The sequence below is a fragment of the Streptomyces sp. NPDC102441 genome (genome assembly GCF_044765585.1).
GTDB lineage: Bacteria > Actinomycetota > Actinomycetes > Streptomycetales > Streptomycetaceae > Streptomyces.
Genome location: NZ_JBIWKH010000001.1, coordinates 291,429 through 307,982, shown reverse-complemented (window position 1 = coordinate 307,982; position 16,554 = coordinate 291,429). Strand labels below are relative to the sequence as shown.

Sequence of the window (16,554 nt, the reverse complement as noted above, 5' to 3'; positions counted from 1 at the left end):
AAGGCCTGGTCGGTCGGCCAGGCCTGGTTCATGACCACGTGAGGGTCGCCGCACTCCAAGTGAGGGTGACGGCATCGCCGTTGAGGAGTGTGTCTGCGAAGACAGTGACTTGCCGGACGACGTCCGTGAAGCGCTCGGGGTAGCTCGTTGCGGCGGTGCCTTGCCGGCGGCGCCAGGCGGTGTAGGAGGTCTGGCGGCGCTCGCCGAGGTCGGTGATGGTGGTGCTGAGGGGTTTCAGAGTGATGCCGCGGTGTGTGGCGGTGGCGGCCAGCGCTGTGGTGAGTTCTTGGCCGTCCAGGTCGTTGAGGGTGAGCAGGCGGTAGAGGTCGCCGTAGTCGCGGTCGCGGGTGTTGAGGTCGCCGAGTGAGATGGCGGTGGAGAGTTTTTCGGCGATGACGGTGGCGAGTGGGTAGCCGAGGAGCTGGAAGCTGTCCGTCGTGAGTTGCTGCGGATAGTCGATGATCCGGGGGCCGGGGGTGACGGGGTCGCCGAAGCTGACATCCAGTTGGAGCTTGAGTCGTGCTCGGGCGATGGAGGCGGCCATCGACAGGCGTAGACCGTGGTACTCGTCCTCCTCACGAATGGGGACGGTCTTGAGTGTCGTGGGATCGAATACGACGCCGTCGTCGCCCTCGGTGGCGGCGATGGCCGCGATTCTGTGGATGATCTCTGTTTCTGTGCCTGTGAAAGATCGACCGAGGATGTCGATGTCGCGGGTCATTCGACGTGCGCCGAACTGGGCGAGCAGCAGGCCACCCTTGAGAACGAAGTGCTCCCGGCCCAGGGGTGATGAGGCCAGGCGGTAGAGGAACCGTTCGAGGACGTACTCGACCATGACCTCGTCCGTTGACCGGCTGGTGCGACGGGCCAGGTTACGCAGGTCGTTGTAGACGCGGCCGGCGGTGGTGTCGCGGGTGGGGTTGGCCATCAGGCGAGCACCGCCTCTACGGCGGGGCGGACGACGGAGAGGGCGTCCAACTCGCGTGCGATGTGCTGGAGTTCGCCAACCCCGCCGCGCCCGCTTCGACGCAGGTAGCGGCCGAGCGCGGACAGGGCGAGGGTTTCGCCGAGGCGGCTGCGGTGGCGCATTGCGTCGACGACGCTGCGAGCTGCGTTGTACATGGGGATGGTTTCTCCCGGGGCTGCTTCGAACCGTTCGATACCGAGGTCGAAGGTCTTTGCGGCGTACTGCGCCACCACGGTCGGCGGGTAGGAAATCGTCGGGCGGCGTGAACCGCGCGGCACGGCGATGTGTACTGCTGCGGGGATGTCGTCGATCAGTTCATGCAGGGCCAGGGCGGATTCACCGCACACGACGGCGCGATGGGCCCGTGCGCACACGGCCAGCAAATCCGCGTGTGCCGTTTCCGGGGCGTCCGCCCGCCGATACACCCCACGGGACAGTTCGTCTATCTCCCCCTCCGTGACCAAGTGCGCCAGATCGCGAGGGGAGAGCAGGGCCTGTCGCGCCTGCGCCGTCGTGAATGTGGGGGAGAGGCCGGCCAGCCGCTGCTCCAAGCGCGGGTTTTCCGCAGCGTTCATGTATCGGATGATACCCCTTGGGTGGGGGCGGGGGATCGATTTGATACATCAGCTGGTGGGTGAGCGGCCCATCCGGCGTTGATCACATGCCGCGAACCCGCAGGTCAAAAGCCCCTTCCAGAGGGATATCCCAGGGCGTTCCAGGGACTTTCCGCCGCATAGCAGGGAAGGCCCCGACAGCGCCGAAAGGCACGAACGCGCTGGTCAGGGCCTATGGCCTCAACACTCGATGATGTTCACCGCGAGACCGCCCCGGGCCGTCTCCTTGTACTTGACGCTCATGTCGGCGCCCGTCTCCTTCATGGTCTTGATGACCTTGTCCAGGGAGACCTTGTGGCTGCCGTCGCCGCGCAGCGCCATCCTGGCCGCCGTGACCGCCTTGACCGCCGCCATGCCGTTGCGCTCGATGCAGGGGATCTGGACGAGGCCGCCGACCGGGTCGCAAGTGAGGCCCAGGTTGTGCTCCATGCCGATCTCGGCGGCGTTCTCCACCTGCTCGGGAGAGCCGCCCAGGACCTCCGCGAGGGCGCCCGCGGCCATCGAGCAGGCGGAGCCGACCTCGCCCTGGCAGCCGACCTCGGCGCCGGAGATGGAGGCGTTCTCCTTGAAGAGCATGCCGATGGCACCGGCGGACAGCAGGAAGCGGACGACGCTGTCGTCCTTCTCGGCCTCGGTGCACCCGTCGGCGGCGAAGTTCATCCAGTAGTGCAGGACGGCCGGGATGATGCCCGCCGCGCCGTTGGTCGGGGCGGTCACCACGCGGCCCCCGGCGGCGTTCTCCTCGTTGACGGCCATCGCGTAGAGGGTGATCCACTCCATCGCGTGCGTCCGGGGGTCGCCCTCGGCCCGCAGCTGCCTCGCCGAGTTCGCGGCGCGGCGTCGGACCTTCAGGCCGCCGGGCAGGATGCCCTCGGTGGCCATGCCGCGCGCGATGCAGGCCTGCATGACGCGCCAGATCTCCAGCAGGCCTGCCCGGATCTCGGCCTCGGTCCGCCAGGCCTTCTCGTTCTCCAGCATCAGGGAGGAGATGGAAAGACCGGTCTCCCCGGCGAGCCGCAGCAGCTCGTCGCCGGTGCGGAAGGGGTGCTTCAGGACTGTGTCGTCCGGGACGATCGGGTTGTCACCCGCCACGGCGTCCTCGTCGACGACGAAGCCGCCGCCCACCGAGTAGTACGTCTTCTCCAGCAGCGGGGCGCCCTCGTGGTCGTACGCGAGGACCGTCATGCCGTTGGCGTGGTACGGCAGGGCCTTGCGCCGGTGCAGCACCAGCTGCTCGTCGGCGTCGAAGGGGATCTCGTGCATGCCCAGCAGGTTGATGCGCCCCGAGGTGCGGATCCTCTCGACGCGGGCGTCGGCGCCCTCGATGTCGACCGTGCGGGGCGACTCGCCCTCCAGGCCCAGCAGGACGGCCTTCGGGGTGCCGTGCCCGTGCCCCGTCGCGCCGAGCGAGCCGTACAGCTCGGCGCGTATCGACGCGGTGTGGGCCAGCAGACCCTCGTTCTTGAGGCGGCGGGCGAACATGCGGGCCGCGCGCATCGGGCCGACCGTGTGGGAGCTGGACGGGCCGATGCCGACCGAGAAGAGGTCGAAGACCGAGAGGGCCACGGGAGTACTCCTAAGGCGTTGGTGGACGTCGTTGTCCGCCGGGTGGTGCGGGAACGGGCCGGTGGGCCCGGGAGCGCGGGGCAAAGGGGTGGGGGCACCGTGCTCACTGTGTTCAGTGTGCGCGGTGCCCCCACCCGGTGTGCAAATTGCGGGTGACTACTTGATGCCGGGGTACAGCGGGAACTTCTCGGCCAGCGCGACCACGCGGGCCTTGAGGTCGTCGGCGTCGTACGTGGGCTTCAGGGCCGCCGCGATGATCTCGGCGACCTCGGTGAAGTCCTCCGTCCGGAAGCCGCGGGTGGCCAGGGCGGGCGTACCGATGCGCAGGCCCGAGGTGACCATCGGGGGCCGCGGGTCGTTCGGGACGGCGTTCCGGTTGACCGTGATGCCGACCTCGTGGAGCCGGTCCTCGGCCTGCTGGCCGTCCAGCTCGGAGTTGCGCAGGTCGACCAGGACCAGGTGGACGTCCGTGCCGCCGGAGAGGACGGAGACACCCACCTCGGTGACGTCCGGCTGCACCAGGCGCTCGGCGAGGATGCGGGCACCGTCCAGGGTGCGCTGCTGGCGCTCCTTGAACTCGTCGGTCGCCGCGACCTTGAAGGAGACGGCCTTGGCCGCGATCACGTGCTCCAGCGGGCCGCCCTGCTGGCCGGGGAAGACCGCCGAGTTGATCTTCTTGGCGAGCTCCTGCGTCGACAGGATGACGCCACCGCGCGGACCGCCGAGGGTCTTGTGCGTGGTGGTCGTGACGACGTGGGCGTGCGGCACCGGGCTGGGGTGCAGCCCCGCGGCGACCAGGCCCGCGAAGTGCGCCATGTCGACCATCAGGTACGCGCCGACCTCGTCCGCGACGCGGCGGAAGGCGGCGAAGTCCAGCTGGCGCGGGTAGGCGGACCAGCCGGCCACGATGAGCTTCGGCTTGGACTCCTTGGCGAGGCGCTCGACCTCGGCCATGTCCACGACGCCGGTGTCGTCGACGTGGTACGGGACCACGTTGTAGAGCTTGCCGGAGAAGTTGATCTTCATGCCGTGGGTCAGGTGACCGCCGTGGGCCAGGTTCAGGCCCATGATCGTGTCGCCCGGCTTCAGCAGCGCGAACATCGCGGCGGCGTTGGCCTGCGCACCGGAGTGCGGCTGGACGTTCGCGGCCTCGGCGCCGAAGAGCGCCTTGACGCGGTCGATCGCGATCTGCTCGATCACGTCGACGTGCTCGCAGCCACCGTAGTAGCGGCGGCCGGGGTAGCCCTCGGCGTACTTGTTGGTGAGGACGGAGCCCTGCGCCTCCATGACCGCGACCGGAGCGAAGTTCTCCGAGGCGATCATCTCGAGGGTGGACTGCTGACGGTGGAGCTCGGCGTCGACGGCGGCGGCGACGTCCGGGTCCAGCTCGTGGAGGGAGGAGTTGAGAAGCGACATCAGTTAAGTCCCTAAGGTCTCAGTTGCCGGAGAGCGCGGTGTACTCGTCGGCGGAGAGAAGGTCCTTCGGCTCCTCCGCGACGCGCACCTTGAACAGCCAGCCGCCCTCGAAGGGAGCGGAGTTCACCAGCGACGGGTCGTCCACGACGTCCTGGTTGGCCGCGGTCACCTCGCCGGTCACCGGCGAGTACAGGTCGCTGACCGACTTGGTCGACTCCAGCTCACCGCAGGTCTCGCCCGCGGTCACCGTGTCACCGACCTCCGGGAGCTGGGCGTAGACGACGTCACCGAGCGCGTTGGCCGCGAACTCGGTGATGCCGACCGTGGCCACGCCGTCCTCGAGGGCCGACAGCCACTCGTGCTCCTTGCTGTACCGCAGCTGCTGGGGGTTGCTCATGACCTGAATTCTCCTGTACGCGGGGGAGTGCTGATGAACGGTGGTCTTACGGTTTGAGACACGACTGCGTCACGTGCGCGTAGCGCCGTGTCACTTACGGCGCTTGTAGAAGGGCAGCGCCACGACCTCGTACGGCTCGTGCGTGCCCCGGATGTCGACGCCGACACCCTCGGTGCCGGGCGCGGCGTGCGCCGCGTCCACGTAGGCCATGGCGATCGGCTTGCCCAGGGTGGGCGACGGCGCGCCGGAGGTGACCTCGCCGACGACCTCCCCGCCGGCCACGACCGGGTAGCCGGCGCGCGGCACCCGGCGGCCCTCGGCGATCAGGCCGACGAGCTTGCGCGGCGGGGCGGTCTCCGCCCGCTCCGCCGCGGCGGTGAGCGCCTCGCGGCCGACGAAGTCGCCCTCCTTCTCGAACTTCACGACCCTGCCGAGGCCCGCGTCGAAGGGCGTCAGCGCGGTGGTCAGCTCGTGCCCGTACAGCGGCATGCCCGCCTCCAGGCGGAGCGTGTCGCGGCAGGAGAGCCCGCAGGGGATCAGGCCGTACGGGGCGCCGGCCTCGGTGAGGGCACTCCACAGCTGCTCGGCGTGGGCCGGGGCGACGAAGAGCTCAAAGCCGTCCTCGCCGGTGTAGCCGGTACGGGCGATGAGCGCGGGGACGCCGGCCACCGTTCCGGGGAGTCCGGCGTAGTACTTCAGTCCGTCCAGGTCGGCGTCGGTGACCGACTTCAGTACGGCGGGGGAGTCGGGGCCCTGGACGGCGAGCAGCGCGTACGCGTCGCGGTCGTCCCGCACCTCGGTGTCGAATCCTCCGGCGCGCGCGGTGAGGGTGTCCAGGACGACCTGGGCGTTGCCCGCGTTGGCCACCACCATGTACTCGGTGTCCGCCAGGCGGTAGACGATCAGATCGTCCAGGATCCCGCCGTCCTCCGCGACGATCATGGTGTAGCGGGCCCGGCCCGCGCCCACGGTGGCGATGTTGCCGACCAGCGCGTAGCTCAGGAAGGCCGCGGCCTGCGGACCGGTGACGGTGATCTCGCCCATGTGCGACAGGTCGAACAGGCCGGCCCGGGTGCGTACGGCGTTGTGCTCGTCGCGCTCGCTGGCGTACCGCAGCGGCATGTCCCAGCCGGCGAAGTCGGTCATGGTCGCGCCCAGGGACCGATGCAGGGCATCGAGGGCGGTGAGGCGGGGGGCGGCGCTCGGGGCAGTGCTCATGGACATGGCTCCAGGGCATGACGACAGGGGGTGGTTCCCTCCCCATCTGTCATCGGAACCTGAGAGGTTCGCCGAAAGCCCCTGAAAGGGTCCTGACGGGTTCACCCCGTCGACGTCGGCTTGCACCTTGGGTGGAGCCGCCGCAGCGGCCCGCTTTTCAGATCTGCCTCATCCACGCGGTACGGGGCCTGAGAGATTCAAGGGAGGAACTTGCTCCTTCGGCGCCCGGCGCACACGGTGACCGGGACTCTCCCGCGCGGATTCGAACGGCCTGTATGCAGTTGGCGGGGTCATCATCGCACGCATTGCGGAAGAGTGGGGCGTCCAGGTCCGGACGGGGGCCCGTCCTGACACGTACGGGTGGAACCGGTTGTGCCGCATTACCTTTTCTTTACACTTCTTGGGCAGGTCAGTGGGTGACTCGGCAGGGGGAGGGCGATGACGTTGCAGCGCTACGCGACTACCGCGGGGGCGGCACGCGGTGCGATGCCCGAGCAGCCGGGCGTACCCGCCCGGGAGCCGGCGGACGGGCACGCGCCGGTCGTGCGTGATCTGCGGGGCAGGGGCGGCCGGGGGCCGAGCGGCCTGGACTTCGCGGCGGGAGACGTCGTGGTGGTCTCGGGGCTGCCCGGCAGCGGGAAGTCGACGCTGATCCGGCGGGCCGTCGAGGACCACGCGATCGACTCACAGGACACCAGGGACCGCTGGGCGGCCGCACTGCCCCGGTTACTCCCCTACTCCCTCTACCGTCCCCTGGTGCGCGCCGCGCACTACGCCGGGCTGTGGCGTGCTCTGCGGTCGGGCGGATCCGCAGTCGTGCACGACTGCGGTACGCAGGCCTGGGTGCGGCGCTGGCTGGCGCGTGAGGCCCGGCGCCGGGGCAGCGGCCTGCATCTCGTCCTCCTCGACGTCACCCCCCGGACCGCCAGGCAGGGGCAGCGCGAGCGCGGGCGCGGAGTGTCCGGATACGCGTTCGCCCGGCACCGGCGAGCCGTCGGCCGGCTGCTGCGCGACATGGAGACCGGCCTGCTGCCCCCTGGGTGCGCCTCGGCTGTGCTGCTCGACCGGGAGGCGGCGTCGGCGATCGGCAGGATCTCGTTCCCGGAGGCCTGGCTCCCACGCGAGTAGAGGTGGGTGGGGCGAGTGGCGCGTCACCATTCGCATACGCACAGTTCCCGGCGCCCAGGTCGGCTGTCCGGAATCTGGACGGTGCGGTGGACACCGAGGCACCTCCCGCCCGCGGCGCCGCCCCTCATGTGCCGGACCGCCCAGGAGCATCTAAGGTTTCAGCCGCACCGCATGGCGAGAAAGGGACACAGACACCGTGGACATCCCGGCTCAGGCCCAGGCCCCGTCGCATCCGCCGCAGGGGTGGCCGGCCAACGAGCTCGAAGAAGTGCTCAGCGCCTCGCTCGGCGTGCCCGGAGCGGGCGGGCGACTTGTCGAGGTGCTCGGCCGCAGTCAGGTCTGGGTGCCCCTGCCGAACGGCGGCGGGCCCGACAGCACCGGCCTCGACCTGCCGACGGTCGACATCGGCGGCGGCGCGTTCGTCCCCGTGTTCAGCTCCGAGGCGCAGTTCCTCCAGTGCGTCGGCCCCCATCTCTCCTTCACTGTCGCGCCCGCACGCGAGTTCGCCCGTGGGCTGCCCCCGCAGCTCGGTATCGCGGTCAACCCCGGCGGTGCCGTCGGCGTGCCCCTGCCGCCGCCCGCCGTCGCCGAGCTCTGCCGGGCCGGGCGCACCCCGCTGGACGGCCCGGCGAGCGGGGGCCGGGTCCGGCTGTACGAGCCGGACTGGAAGGAGGACCCCGTCGACTTCCTCTCCGCGGTGTCCGCCGAATTCCAGGAGACCGGTGTGGTGAACACCGCGCGCCGGGTGCTGGCCAGCATCGAGGGCGACAGCCCCGTCCTCTTCGTCGGCGTCGAGTCCGCCGTATGGGAGGCCGCGGCGCAGAGCGCTCCGCTGGACGCGCTGGGCCGCGCGCTGGGCCGGATCCAGGTGCCCTGGCCGGTCAATCTCCTGCTGCTCGACGTGGCGCAGGACCCGGTGGGGGACTGGATGCTGGAGAAGGTACGCCCGTTCTACCGGCGCGACACGTACTGAGAGCCGGAGCACCCGGGCCACGTGGCGTCAAGCCGGTGTCGGGGGCGGCGCATAAGCTGGTTGGATGACGAGGCCGCTCCGTGTGCCCGGGAGCGGCACCACAGCACCGTGCGGCACGCGTGAACAGAGGAACTAAGAGGGGCGGGACCCAAGGGTGAGTGCGTCAGGCACCGCGGCGGCCGGGATCGAGCACATGCTTCGCCAAGTGACCCCGGGGCGCCTCGACGCGTACGAGGCGCTGCTGCGGTCCCTGGCGGACGGCCAGGTCTGGATGCTGCTCTGGCACGGCACGGCGGGCTCCCCCGACGCCCAGTACGGCAACATGGAGGTCGAGGGCATGGGTTACGCCCCGTGTGTGACCTCCGCCCAGGAGCTCTCGGCCAGCGGCTGGAACAGGGCCCACGAGGTGACCACGGGCCGAGACATCGCCCGTTCCCTCTTCCCCGACCGCTGGGGGATCTGGCTCAACCCGCACGCCCCCGGCGGCGGGGTCGGCATTCCCTGGCTGGACCTGCGCCGCATCGCCACCGGCCTCGACCGGATGCCCGCGGGGCCGCTGCGGCTCACCGAACCCGCCATCGAGCTCCCGCAGTTCTACGCCCTGCTGTCGCAGAACGCCCACCGCACCTCCGCCGTCCGCGCGCTGCGCCGCGCCTGGGTGCAGCCCGCGCTCGGTGCTCCGTACCTCGCGATCGGGCTCGACCTCTACGACACAGGCCGGCCTTCCGTCGACGCGGTCCGCGCGATGATGCAGCAGTCGATCGGTGTGGTCCCCGACGGGCTGCCCGTCTCCACGGTCTCGCTGTCCGACGAGTACGACCCCGTCGCGATGTGGCTGAACGCCAACTCCCGGCCGTTCTACGACCGTGAGGCGCACGCGGCTCCCGCGGCTCCCGGTTACGGCTACCCGCCCGCCGCAGGCCCGGCACCGCACGCGTACTGAGCGCCTGACGCCGTCACGGCCCGACGGCCCGACGGCCAAATAGTCACCCGAACAATGCAGTTGGGTGGCATGTCCGTTACCGACGGATTGATGACCAGAAGATCCGCTCACCAAGCACAGCTGTCCGGATAACGGAAGCCTCTTGGCAGCATCACGTTTGAGCAAACATTCCCCGCCAGGTCTGGCGGGTGATCGCAAAGTGGTTGAAGACTCCACACAGCAGGTGCTCCATGCCCGACTAACCCCTCCTTCAAACAGGGTCAGTTCGGCATGCATGATCGCATCTGTCATGTTTTGTTAGAGCCGCTACAGCGGCGGTCACAGGCCGGCCACCGTCGGCCGAGAGGGGTCTCCAGCGCAATGACGGCACCGATCGAGACCACCGGGGCGGATGCGCGGCCCGAAACGGTGCTGGAAGGCGCCGGGCGCAAGGAGATCGAGGGCCGCTCGCTCGGCCGGATCGCCTGGACGCGCTTCAAGCGGGACAAGGCCGCGATGGCCGGTGGCATCGTTGTCGTGCTGCTGATCCTCACCGCGATCCTGTCCAAGCCGCTCCAGTCGCTCCTCGGGCTCGACCCCGACGCGTTCAACCAGAGCCTGGTCGACCCCGTCATGCTGGCGCCCAAGGGCTCCCTCGGCGGGATCAGTTGGGACCACCCCCTCGGAGTCGAACCACAGACCGGACGCGACATCCTGGCGCGCATCCTCGAAGGCTCCTGGGTCTCCCTCGTGGTCGCCGTGGGCTCCACGCTGCTCTCGGTCGTCATCGGCGTCGTCATGGGCGTCGTGGCCGGGTTCTACGGCGGCTGGGTGGACAGCTTCATCAGCCGGCTGATGGACACCTTCCTCGCCTTCCCGCTGTTGCTCTTCGCGATCTCCATCTCCGCCTCCCTGCAGGGCAACGCCTTCGGGATGGAAGGGCTCACGCTGCGGATCGCGGTCCTGATCTTCGTGATCGGCTTCTTCAGCTGGCCCTACATCGGCCGTATCGTCCGCGCGCAGACCATGTCGCTGCGCGAGCGGGAGTTCGTCGAGGCCGCCAGGTCGCTGGGCGCACGCGGACCGTTCATCCTCTTCCGCGAGCTGCTGCCGAACCTGATCGCGCCGATCCTCGTGTACTCGACGCTGCTGATCCCCACGAACATCCTGTTCGAGGCCTCCCTGTCCTTCCTCGGCGTGGGTATCGCGCCGCCGCAGGCGTCATGGGGCGGCATGCTCACGCAGGCGGTCGACCTCTACGAGGTGGACCCGATGTTCATGGTCATCCCCGGTATGGCGATCTTCATCACCGTGCTGGCCTTCAATCTGCTGGGGGACGGGCTGCGTGACGCACTCGACCCTCGTGGCAAGTAATCGCGGCAGTGCCGCACCGGACTAGCGAGGGGGCTTTCCTCAGCATGCAGAACAGAAAGACAGCGGCAGCCATAGCCATGGCCGTAGCGGTGTCGCTCGGCGCATCGGCGTGCAGCGGCAGTGACTCGGGCGGTGACAGCAACGGCGGTGGGGGCAACGCCAAGGCTGACGCCGGTCTGACGAGCGTCGTCAACGCGACCGACAAGAAGGGGGGGACGGTCACGTACGAGCACTCCAGTGGCCCGGACTCCCTGGACCCCGGCAACACGTACTACGGCTGGGTGCAGAACTTCTCCCGCCTGTACGCCCGCGCCCTGGTGACCTTCAAGCCCGCCGCCGGCAAGGAGAGCCTGGAGGTCGTCCCCGACCTCGCCACCAGCCTCGGCAAGGCCAGCGCGGACGCCAAGACCTGGACGTACACCCTCCGCAAGGGCGTGAAGTTCGAGGACGGCTCCGAGATCACCTCGAAGGACGTCAAGTACGCCGTCGAGCGCTCCAACTTCGCGCCGGAGGCCCTGTCCAACGGCCCGACGTACTTCAAGTCGTACCTCGAGGGCGGCAAGGAGTACAAAGGTCCGTACAAGGACAAGTCGCCCGAGGGTCTCAAGTCCATCGAGACGCCTGACGACTACACGATCGTCTTCAAGCTGAGCAAGCCGTTCGCGGACATGGACTACCTCGCCGCGTTCTCGCAGACCGCGCCGATCCAGCAGAAGGCCGACACGGGCGCCAGCTACGTCCAGAAGATGGTCTCCTCCGGTCCGTACAAGTTCTCGGCGTACGACGAGAGCAAGGGCGCGACGCTCGTCCGGAACCCGGAGTGGGACCAGAAGACGGACCCGATCCGCAAGGCGCTGCCGGACAAGATCGAGCTGAAGCTCAACGTCAACGCCACCACGGTCGACGACCACCTTCTCAACGACGTGAGCACCGCTGACGTCGCCGGCACGGGTCTGCAGTCCAAGACCCAGCCCAAGGTCCTGGTCAAGGCCGACCAGAAGGCGAAGACGGACAACCCGTACGCCGGTGCCCTGCAGTACATGGCGCTGAACGTCAACGTGAAGCCGTTCGACAACATCGAATGCCGCAAGGCCGTTCAGTACGCCGTCGACAAGCAGAGCCTGATCGACTCGATCGGTGGCTCGGTCAAGGGCGACCCGGCCAGCACGGTCATTCCGCCGACCGTCGCCGGTTACAAGAAGTTCGACCTGTACCCGACCGAGGGCAGCAAGGGCGACATCGCCAAGGCGAAGGAGCACCTCACCAAGTGCGGTCAGCCCAAGGGCTTCAAGACCACGCTGACGGCGCGCTCCGACCGTCCTGACGAGATCACCGCCGCCACGCAGCTCCAGGGCAGCCTGAAGGCGATCGGCATCACCGCCGAGATCAAGCAGTTCCCGGCGGACAAGTACTTCACGGACTTCGCGGGTGTACCCGAGTGGGTCCACAAGAACAACGCGGGCATGATGATGATGCAGTGGGGTGCCGACTGGCCGACCGGCTTCGGTTTCCTGGACCAGATCGTGAACGGATCGGCCATCAAGCCGTCCGGTGGCACGAACCTGATGGAGCTCGACGACAAGGGTGTCAACGAGGCCCTCGTCAAGGGCATCGGCACCGTTGACACCACGGCGCGCAACGCCGTGTGGGGCGAGGTCGACCAGAAGGTCATGGAGAACGCCTCGGTCGTTCCGCTCGTCTACCGCAAGAACCTGCTCTACCGCCCGGAGTCCGCGGCGAACGTCACGGTCACGGACGCGTACCTCGGCATGTACGACTACGTGCTGATGACGTCCACCAAGTAACACCTGTTCATCGACAGCATCCCTTGAAAGGCAGGTGAAGGCGCCGGGCCGGCGGGCGTACCCCGTCCGCCCGCCCGGCGCCGCACGGCTGTGGCTGCGTACATCATCCGACGCGTATTCGCCGCGGTGTTGCTGCTGCTGGTGGTCAGCGCAGTCACGTTCGCGATCTTCTTCCTCGTGCCCCGCCTCGGCGGGCAGACCCTCGACTCCATGGCCGCCCAGTACGTCGGGAAGAGCCCCGACCCCGACGTCATCGCCGCGGTCAAGAAGAACCTGGGGCTCGACCAGCCCCTGTACCTCCAGTACTGGAACTTCGTCAAGGGCATCGTCGTCGGCGCCGACTACCAGTTCGGCCCCGACCCCGTCACCTGCAACGCCCCGTGCTTCGGGTACTCCTTCAAGACCCACACCGAGATCTGGCCGCAGCTCGTCGACCGCATCCCGGTCACGCTGTCGCTGGCCGTCGGTGCCGCGGTCATCTGGGTCGTCTCCGGTGTCGCGATCGGCGTCCTCTCCGCACTGAAGCGGGGTTCGTTCTTCGACCGCCTCTCCATGGGCGTCGCCCTCGCCGGTGTCTCGCTGCCGATGTTCTTCACCGGTCTCGTCGTACTGGCGCTGTTCGGCAACGGGGAGTACGTACCCTTCGCCGACAACCCGCTCGAGTGGGCGGGCAGTCTGGTCCTGCCCTGGTGCACACTCGCCCTGCTGTACTCCGCGCTCTACGCCCGGCTCACCCGGGCCGGGATGCTGGAGACGATGAGCGAGGACTACATCAGAACCGCACGGGCCAAGGGACTCCAGGAACGCAAGGTGGTCGTCAAGCACGGGCTGCGCTCCGCGCTGACCCCGCTCGTCACGATCTTCGGCATGGACTTCGCGCTGCTGCTCGGCGGCGCGGTCATCACCGAACGGGTCTTCTCCTTCCAGGGGCTGGGTGCTTTCGCCATCCAGGGCGTGACCACCGCCGACCTGCCCAAGGTGATGGGCGTGACCCTGGTCGCCGCCTTCTTCATCGTCATCTGCAACCTGCTGGTGGACCTCGTGTACGCCGCGATCGACCCCCGGGTGAGGCTCTCATGAGCGACGCAATCAAGAAGGACTCCCCGGCGGCGGACACCGTTCCCGCCCCGCGGTCCGGCGACGACAAGCAGTTCCTGTCCGTACGCAACCTCAGCGTCCACTTCGACACCGACGACGGTCTGGTCAAGTCCGTCGACGGCGTCAGCTTCGACCTGAAGGCCGGCCAGACCCTCGGCATCGTCGGCGAGTCCGGCTCCGGCAAGTCCGTGACCTCGCTGGGGATCATGGGCCTGCACACCTCGGAGCGCGCCCGGATCGGCGGTGAGATCTGGCTCGACGGCGAGGAGCTGATCGGCGCCGGCCCCGAGCGGGTACGCAAGCTGCGCGGTCAGAAGATGGCCATGATCTTCCAGGACCCGCTGTCCGCCCTGCACCCGTACTACAGCATCGGCGCGCAGATCGTGGAGGCCTACCGGGTCCACAACAAGGTCGACAAGAAGACCGCGAAGAAGCGCGCGGTCGAGATGCTGGACCGTGTCGGCATCCCCGAGCCGCACCGCCGCTACGAGGACTATCCGCACCAGTTCTCGGGCGGTATGCGCCAGCGCGCGATGATCGCGATGGCTCTGGTCAACAACCCGCAGCTGCTCATCGCCGACGAGCCGACGACTGCCCTGGACGTCACCGTCCAGGCGCAGATCCTCGACCTCATCCGCGACCTGCAGAAGGAGTTCGGCTCCGCGGTCGTCATGATCACCCATGACCTCGGTGTCGTCGCGGAGATCGCGGACAACCTGCTCGTGATGTACGCGGGACGCTGCATCGAGCGCGGCACCGCCGAGAAGGTGTTCTACGAGCCCCAGCACCCCTACACCTGGGGTCTGCTCGGTTCCATGCCGCGCATCGACCGGGAGCAGACCGACCGGCTCATCCCGGTCAAGGGCTCGCCGCCCAGTCTCATCAACGTCCCGTCGGGCTGCGCCTTCCACCCGCGCTGCCCGTACGCCGACGTCCCCCCGGACAACATCACCCGCACCGAGCGTCCGGAGCTGCAGCAGGTCAGCGACGGGCACTACTCCGCGTGCCACATGTCGCGTGAGCAGCGCGACCGGATCTGGACCGAAGAGATTGCGCCGAAGCTGTGACTGATCGAGACAAGAAGACTCCCGCGTCTCCTGCGGCCGGGTCGGACGGGTCCGGGTCCGAGCCGCTCCTCAAGGTCGAGGGCCTGGTCAAGCACTTCCCGATCACCAAGGGCGTGCTGAAGCGCAAGGTGGGCGCGGTCCAGGCAGTGGACGGGCTCACCTTCGACGTGCGTCCCGGGGAGACCCTGGGCGTGGTCGGTGAGTCGGGCTGCGGAAAGTCGACCATGGGCCGGCTCGTGACCCGCCTGCTGGAACCGACCAGCGGCAAGGTCGAGTTCCAGGGCCGCGACATCACCCATATGTCCGCGGGGCGGCTCCGGCCGATGCGCCGCGACATCCAGATGATCTTCCAGGACCCGTACGGCTCGCTGAACCCGCGCCACACGGTCGGCGGGATCGTCGGCACCCCCTTCCGGCTCCAGGGCGTCAAGCCCGAGAACGGTGTGAAGGCGGAGGTCCAGCGGCTGCTGGAGCTGGTCGGGCTCAACCCGGAGCACTACAACCGCTACCCGCACGAGTTCTCCGGCGGCCAGCGTCAGCGCATCGGCATCGCACGGGCACTCGCGCTGAATCCGAAGCTGGTCGTCGCGGACGAGCCGGTCTCGGCGCTGGACGTGTCGATCCAGGCGCAGGTGGTGAACCTGCTGGACGACCTCCAGGACGAGCTCGGTCTCACCTACATGATCATCGCGCACGACCTGTCGGTCATCCGCCATGTCTCGGACCGGATCGCGGTCATGTATCTCGGCAAGATCGTCGAGCTGGCCGACCGCAAGTCGCTGTACGAGGCGCCCATGCACCCGTACACCAAGGCGCTGATGTCCGCGGTGCCCGTGCCGGACCCGCGCCGACGCGGTACCAAGAGCGACCGCATCCTGCTCAAGGGTGACGTGCCCTCGCCGATCTCGCCGCCGAGCGGCTGCCGGTTCCACACCCGGTGCTGGAAGGCGACGAAGGTCTGCGGGACGACCGAGCCGCCGCTGCTCCAGCTGAAGACCGGGCACCAGGTGGCGTGCCACCACCCGGAGAACGGCGAGGACCAGGCCCCGGGGGACGCGCCGCTCGTCGCGGACGTCATCACGGTGAAGTCGTCGGGCACCGCGGAGCCGGCCGTGGCGGAGGATACTCCCGAGGTCGCTGCGGCGGAGGAGACCCCCGAGGCCGCTGCGGCGGAGGCGCCGGCAAAGCCCGCCGAGCCCGCTCCGGAAGGCGGCGGCAAGGGCTCAGTCGCACCGTCCACGGGTGCGGAGGACAAGCCGGAGAAGTAGGACCGGCACAATTGCACGGTGCTCAACGAACTCTTCACCCCCTCCGTCCAGCATGCGCTCGACATCGTCGGGATCTTCGTCTTCGCGATCTCGGGCGCCCTGCTCGCCGTACGCAAGAACTTCGATGTCTTCGGCATCGCGGTCCTCGCCGAGGTGACAGCGCTGGGCGGAGGGATCTTCCGTGATGTGATGATCGGCGCACTGCCTCCGGCGGCCTTCACGGATCTCGGCTACTTCGTGACCCCGCTGGTCGCCGCGGCCCTGGTCTTCTTCCTGCACCCGCACGTGGAGCGGATCCAGGTCGGCGTCAACGTCTTCGACGCGGCCGGACTGGGACTCTTCTGCGTGGCCGGCACGGTCAAGGCGTACGAGTACGGTCTCGGCCTCACCTCGTCCGCCGCCCTCGGGCTGGCCACCGCGGTCGGCGGCGGTGTGCTGCGCGACGTCCTGGCGAACGAGGTGCCCTCGCTGCTGCGCTGGGACCGGGACCTGTACGCCGTGCCCGCGATCGTGGGCGCCGTCATGGTGGCCCTCTGCATCCGTTTCGACGCCCTCGACGCCTATACGAGCGGCGCCGCCGCGATCACCGCCTTCGTCCTGAGGCTGCTGGCCATGCGCTTCCACTGGCGGGCCCCGCGCGCCTACAACAGGCGCTCGGCCACGGCGGAGGACAGTTCGGCCGTCATCTGACGGCAAACAAAAAGCTACCGCTCAGTAATGCGATCGGTGTAGCGTGCATTC

At 68.8% G+C, this 16,554-nt stretch carries 15 protein-coding genes and 1 riboswitch; of the genes, 9 read left to right on the top strand and 6 right to left on the bottom strand.

The genetic code is table 11. From position 1 onward, the window contains the following. Positions 1–28: 28 nt before the first annotated feature. The 6 genes from ACIREO_RS01445 to gcvT form a co-directional block, all read right to left on the bottom strand. Positions 29–928 (bottom strand): nucleotidyl transferase AbiEii/AbiGii toxin family protein, encoded by a 900-nt coding sequence (locus ACIREO_RS01445; RefSeq protein ID WP_404103387.1) that lies wholly within the window; start codon positions 926–928, stop codon positions 29–31. Next, positions 928–1,542, bottom strand: coding sequence for a type IV toxin-antitoxin system AbiEi family antitoxin domain-containing protein (locus ACIREO_RS01440; protein ID WP_030351863.1), 615 nt, complete (start codon positions 1,540–1,542; stop codon positions 928–930). The genes ACIREO_RS01445 and ACIREO_RS01440 overlap by 1 nt, the downstream gene beginning before the upstream one ends. A gap of 219 nt (positions 1,543–1,761) precedes the next feature. Next, the gene (locus ACIREO_RS01435) at positions 1,762–3,147 is read right to left on the bottom strand and encodes an L-serine ammonia-lyase (RefSeq protein ID WP_404103384.1); all 1,386 of its coding nucleotides are present in this window, start codon (positions 3,145–3,147) and stop codon (positions 1,762–1,764) included. 156 nt (positions 3,148–3,303) lie between these two features. Further along, entirely contained in the window at positions 3,304–4,563 is a 1,260-nt protein-coding gene (gene glyA / locus ACIREO_RS01430) for a serine hydroxymethyltransferase (RefSeq protein WP_404103381.1), read from the bottom strand. A gap of 19 nt (positions 4,564–4,582) precedes the next feature. Then, the gene (gene gcvH / locus ACIREO_RS01425; protein WP_404103379.1) at positions 4,583–4,960 is read right to left on the bottom strand and encodes a glycine cleavage system protein GcvH; all 378 of its coding nucleotides are present in this window, start codon (positions 4,958–4,960) and stop codon (positions 4,583–4,585) included. A 90-nt stretch (positions 4,961–5,050) separates the two neighbouring features. Continuing rightward, complete coding sequence (gene gcvT, locus ACIREO_RS01420; protein WP_404103376.1) at positions 5,051–6,178, bottom strand: glycine cleavage system aminomethyltransferase GcvT; 1,128 nt, start codon at positions 6,176–6,178, stop codon at positions 5,051–5,053. Positions 6,179–6,345: 167 nt separating this feature from the next. Further along, a riboswitch (glycine riboswitch) is annotated at positions 6,346–6,443 on the bottom strand. A 173-nt stretch (positions 6,444–6,616) separates the two neighbouring features. On the opposite strand from gcvT, the gene ACIREO_RS01415 reads away from it, so the two are divergent. From ACIREO_RS01415 to ACIREO_RS01375, 9 genes are all read left to right on the top strand, one after another. Then, the gene (locus tag ACIREO_RS01415; RefSeq protein WP_404103373.1) at positions 6,617–7,306 is read left to right on the top strand and encodes an AAA family ATPase; all 690 of its coding nucleotides are present in this window, start codon (positions 6,617–6,619) and stop codon (positions 7,304–7,306) included. Between the two features lie 196 nt (positions 7,307–7,502). Then, positions 7,503–8,279 carry an enhanced serine sensitivity protein SseB gene (locus ACIREO_RS01410; RefSeq protein ID WP_404103370.1) on the top strand — a complete coding sequence of 259 codons (777 nt, stop codon included), beginning with the start codon at positions 7,503–7,505 and terminating at the stop codon, positions 8,277–8,279. 154 nt (positions 8,280–8,433) lie between these two features. Further along, a complete protein-coding gene (locus ACIREO_RS01405) occupies positions 8,434–9,222 on the top strand; it encodes an enhanced serine sensitivity protein SseB C-terminal domain-containing protein (RefSeq protein ID WP_404103367.1) in 789 nt (262 codons plus the stop codon). A 360-nt stretch (positions 9,223–9,582) separates the two neighbouring features. After that, positions 9,583–10,575 carry an ABC transporter permease gene (locus ACIREO_RS01400; protein ID WP_404103364.1) on the top strand — a complete coding sequence of 331 codons (993 nt, stop codon included), beginning with the start codon at positions 9,583–9,585 and terminating at the stop codon, positions 10,573–10,575. Between the two features lie 44 nt (positions 10,576–10,619). Beyond that, positions 10,620–12,380 (top strand): ABC transporter substrate-binding protein, encoded by a 1,761-nt coding sequence (locus tag ACIREO_RS01395; protein ID WP_404103362.1) that lies wholly within the window; start codon positions 10,620–10,622, stop codon positions 12,378–12,380. Positions 12,381–12,470: 90 nt separating this feature from the next. Next, positions 12,471–13,460, top strand: coding sequence for an ABC transporter permease (locus ACIREO_RS01390; protein WP_404103359.1), 990 nt, complete (start codon positions 12,471–12,473; stop codon positions 13,458–13,460). Beyond that, a complete protein-coding gene (locus ACIREO_RS01385) occupies positions 13,457–14,545 on the top strand; it encodes an ABC transporter ATP-binding protein (RefSeq protein ID WP_404103357.1) in 1,089 nt (362 codons plus the stop codon). The genes ACIREO_RS01390 and ACIREO_RS01385 overlap by 4 nt, the downstream gene beginning before the upstream one ends. Then, positions 14,542–15,813 (top strand): ABC transporter ATP-binding protein, encoded by a 1,272-nt coding sequence (locus ACIREO_RS01380; protein WP_404103354.1) that lies wholly within the window; start codon positions 14,542–14,544, stop codon positions 15,811–15,813. Before ACIREO_RS01385 ends, ACIREO_RS01380 begins: the two co-directional genes overlap by 4 nt. 18 nt (positions 15,814–15,831) lie before the next feature. Next, the gene (locus tag ACIREO_RS01375; RefSeq protein WP_404103351.1) at positions 15,832–16,503 is read left to right on the top strand and encodes a trimeric intracellular cation channel family protein; all 672 of its coding nucleotides are present in this window, start codon (positions 15,832–15,834) and stop codon (positions 16,501–16,503) included. Positions 16,504–16,554: the final 51 nt, after the last annotated feature.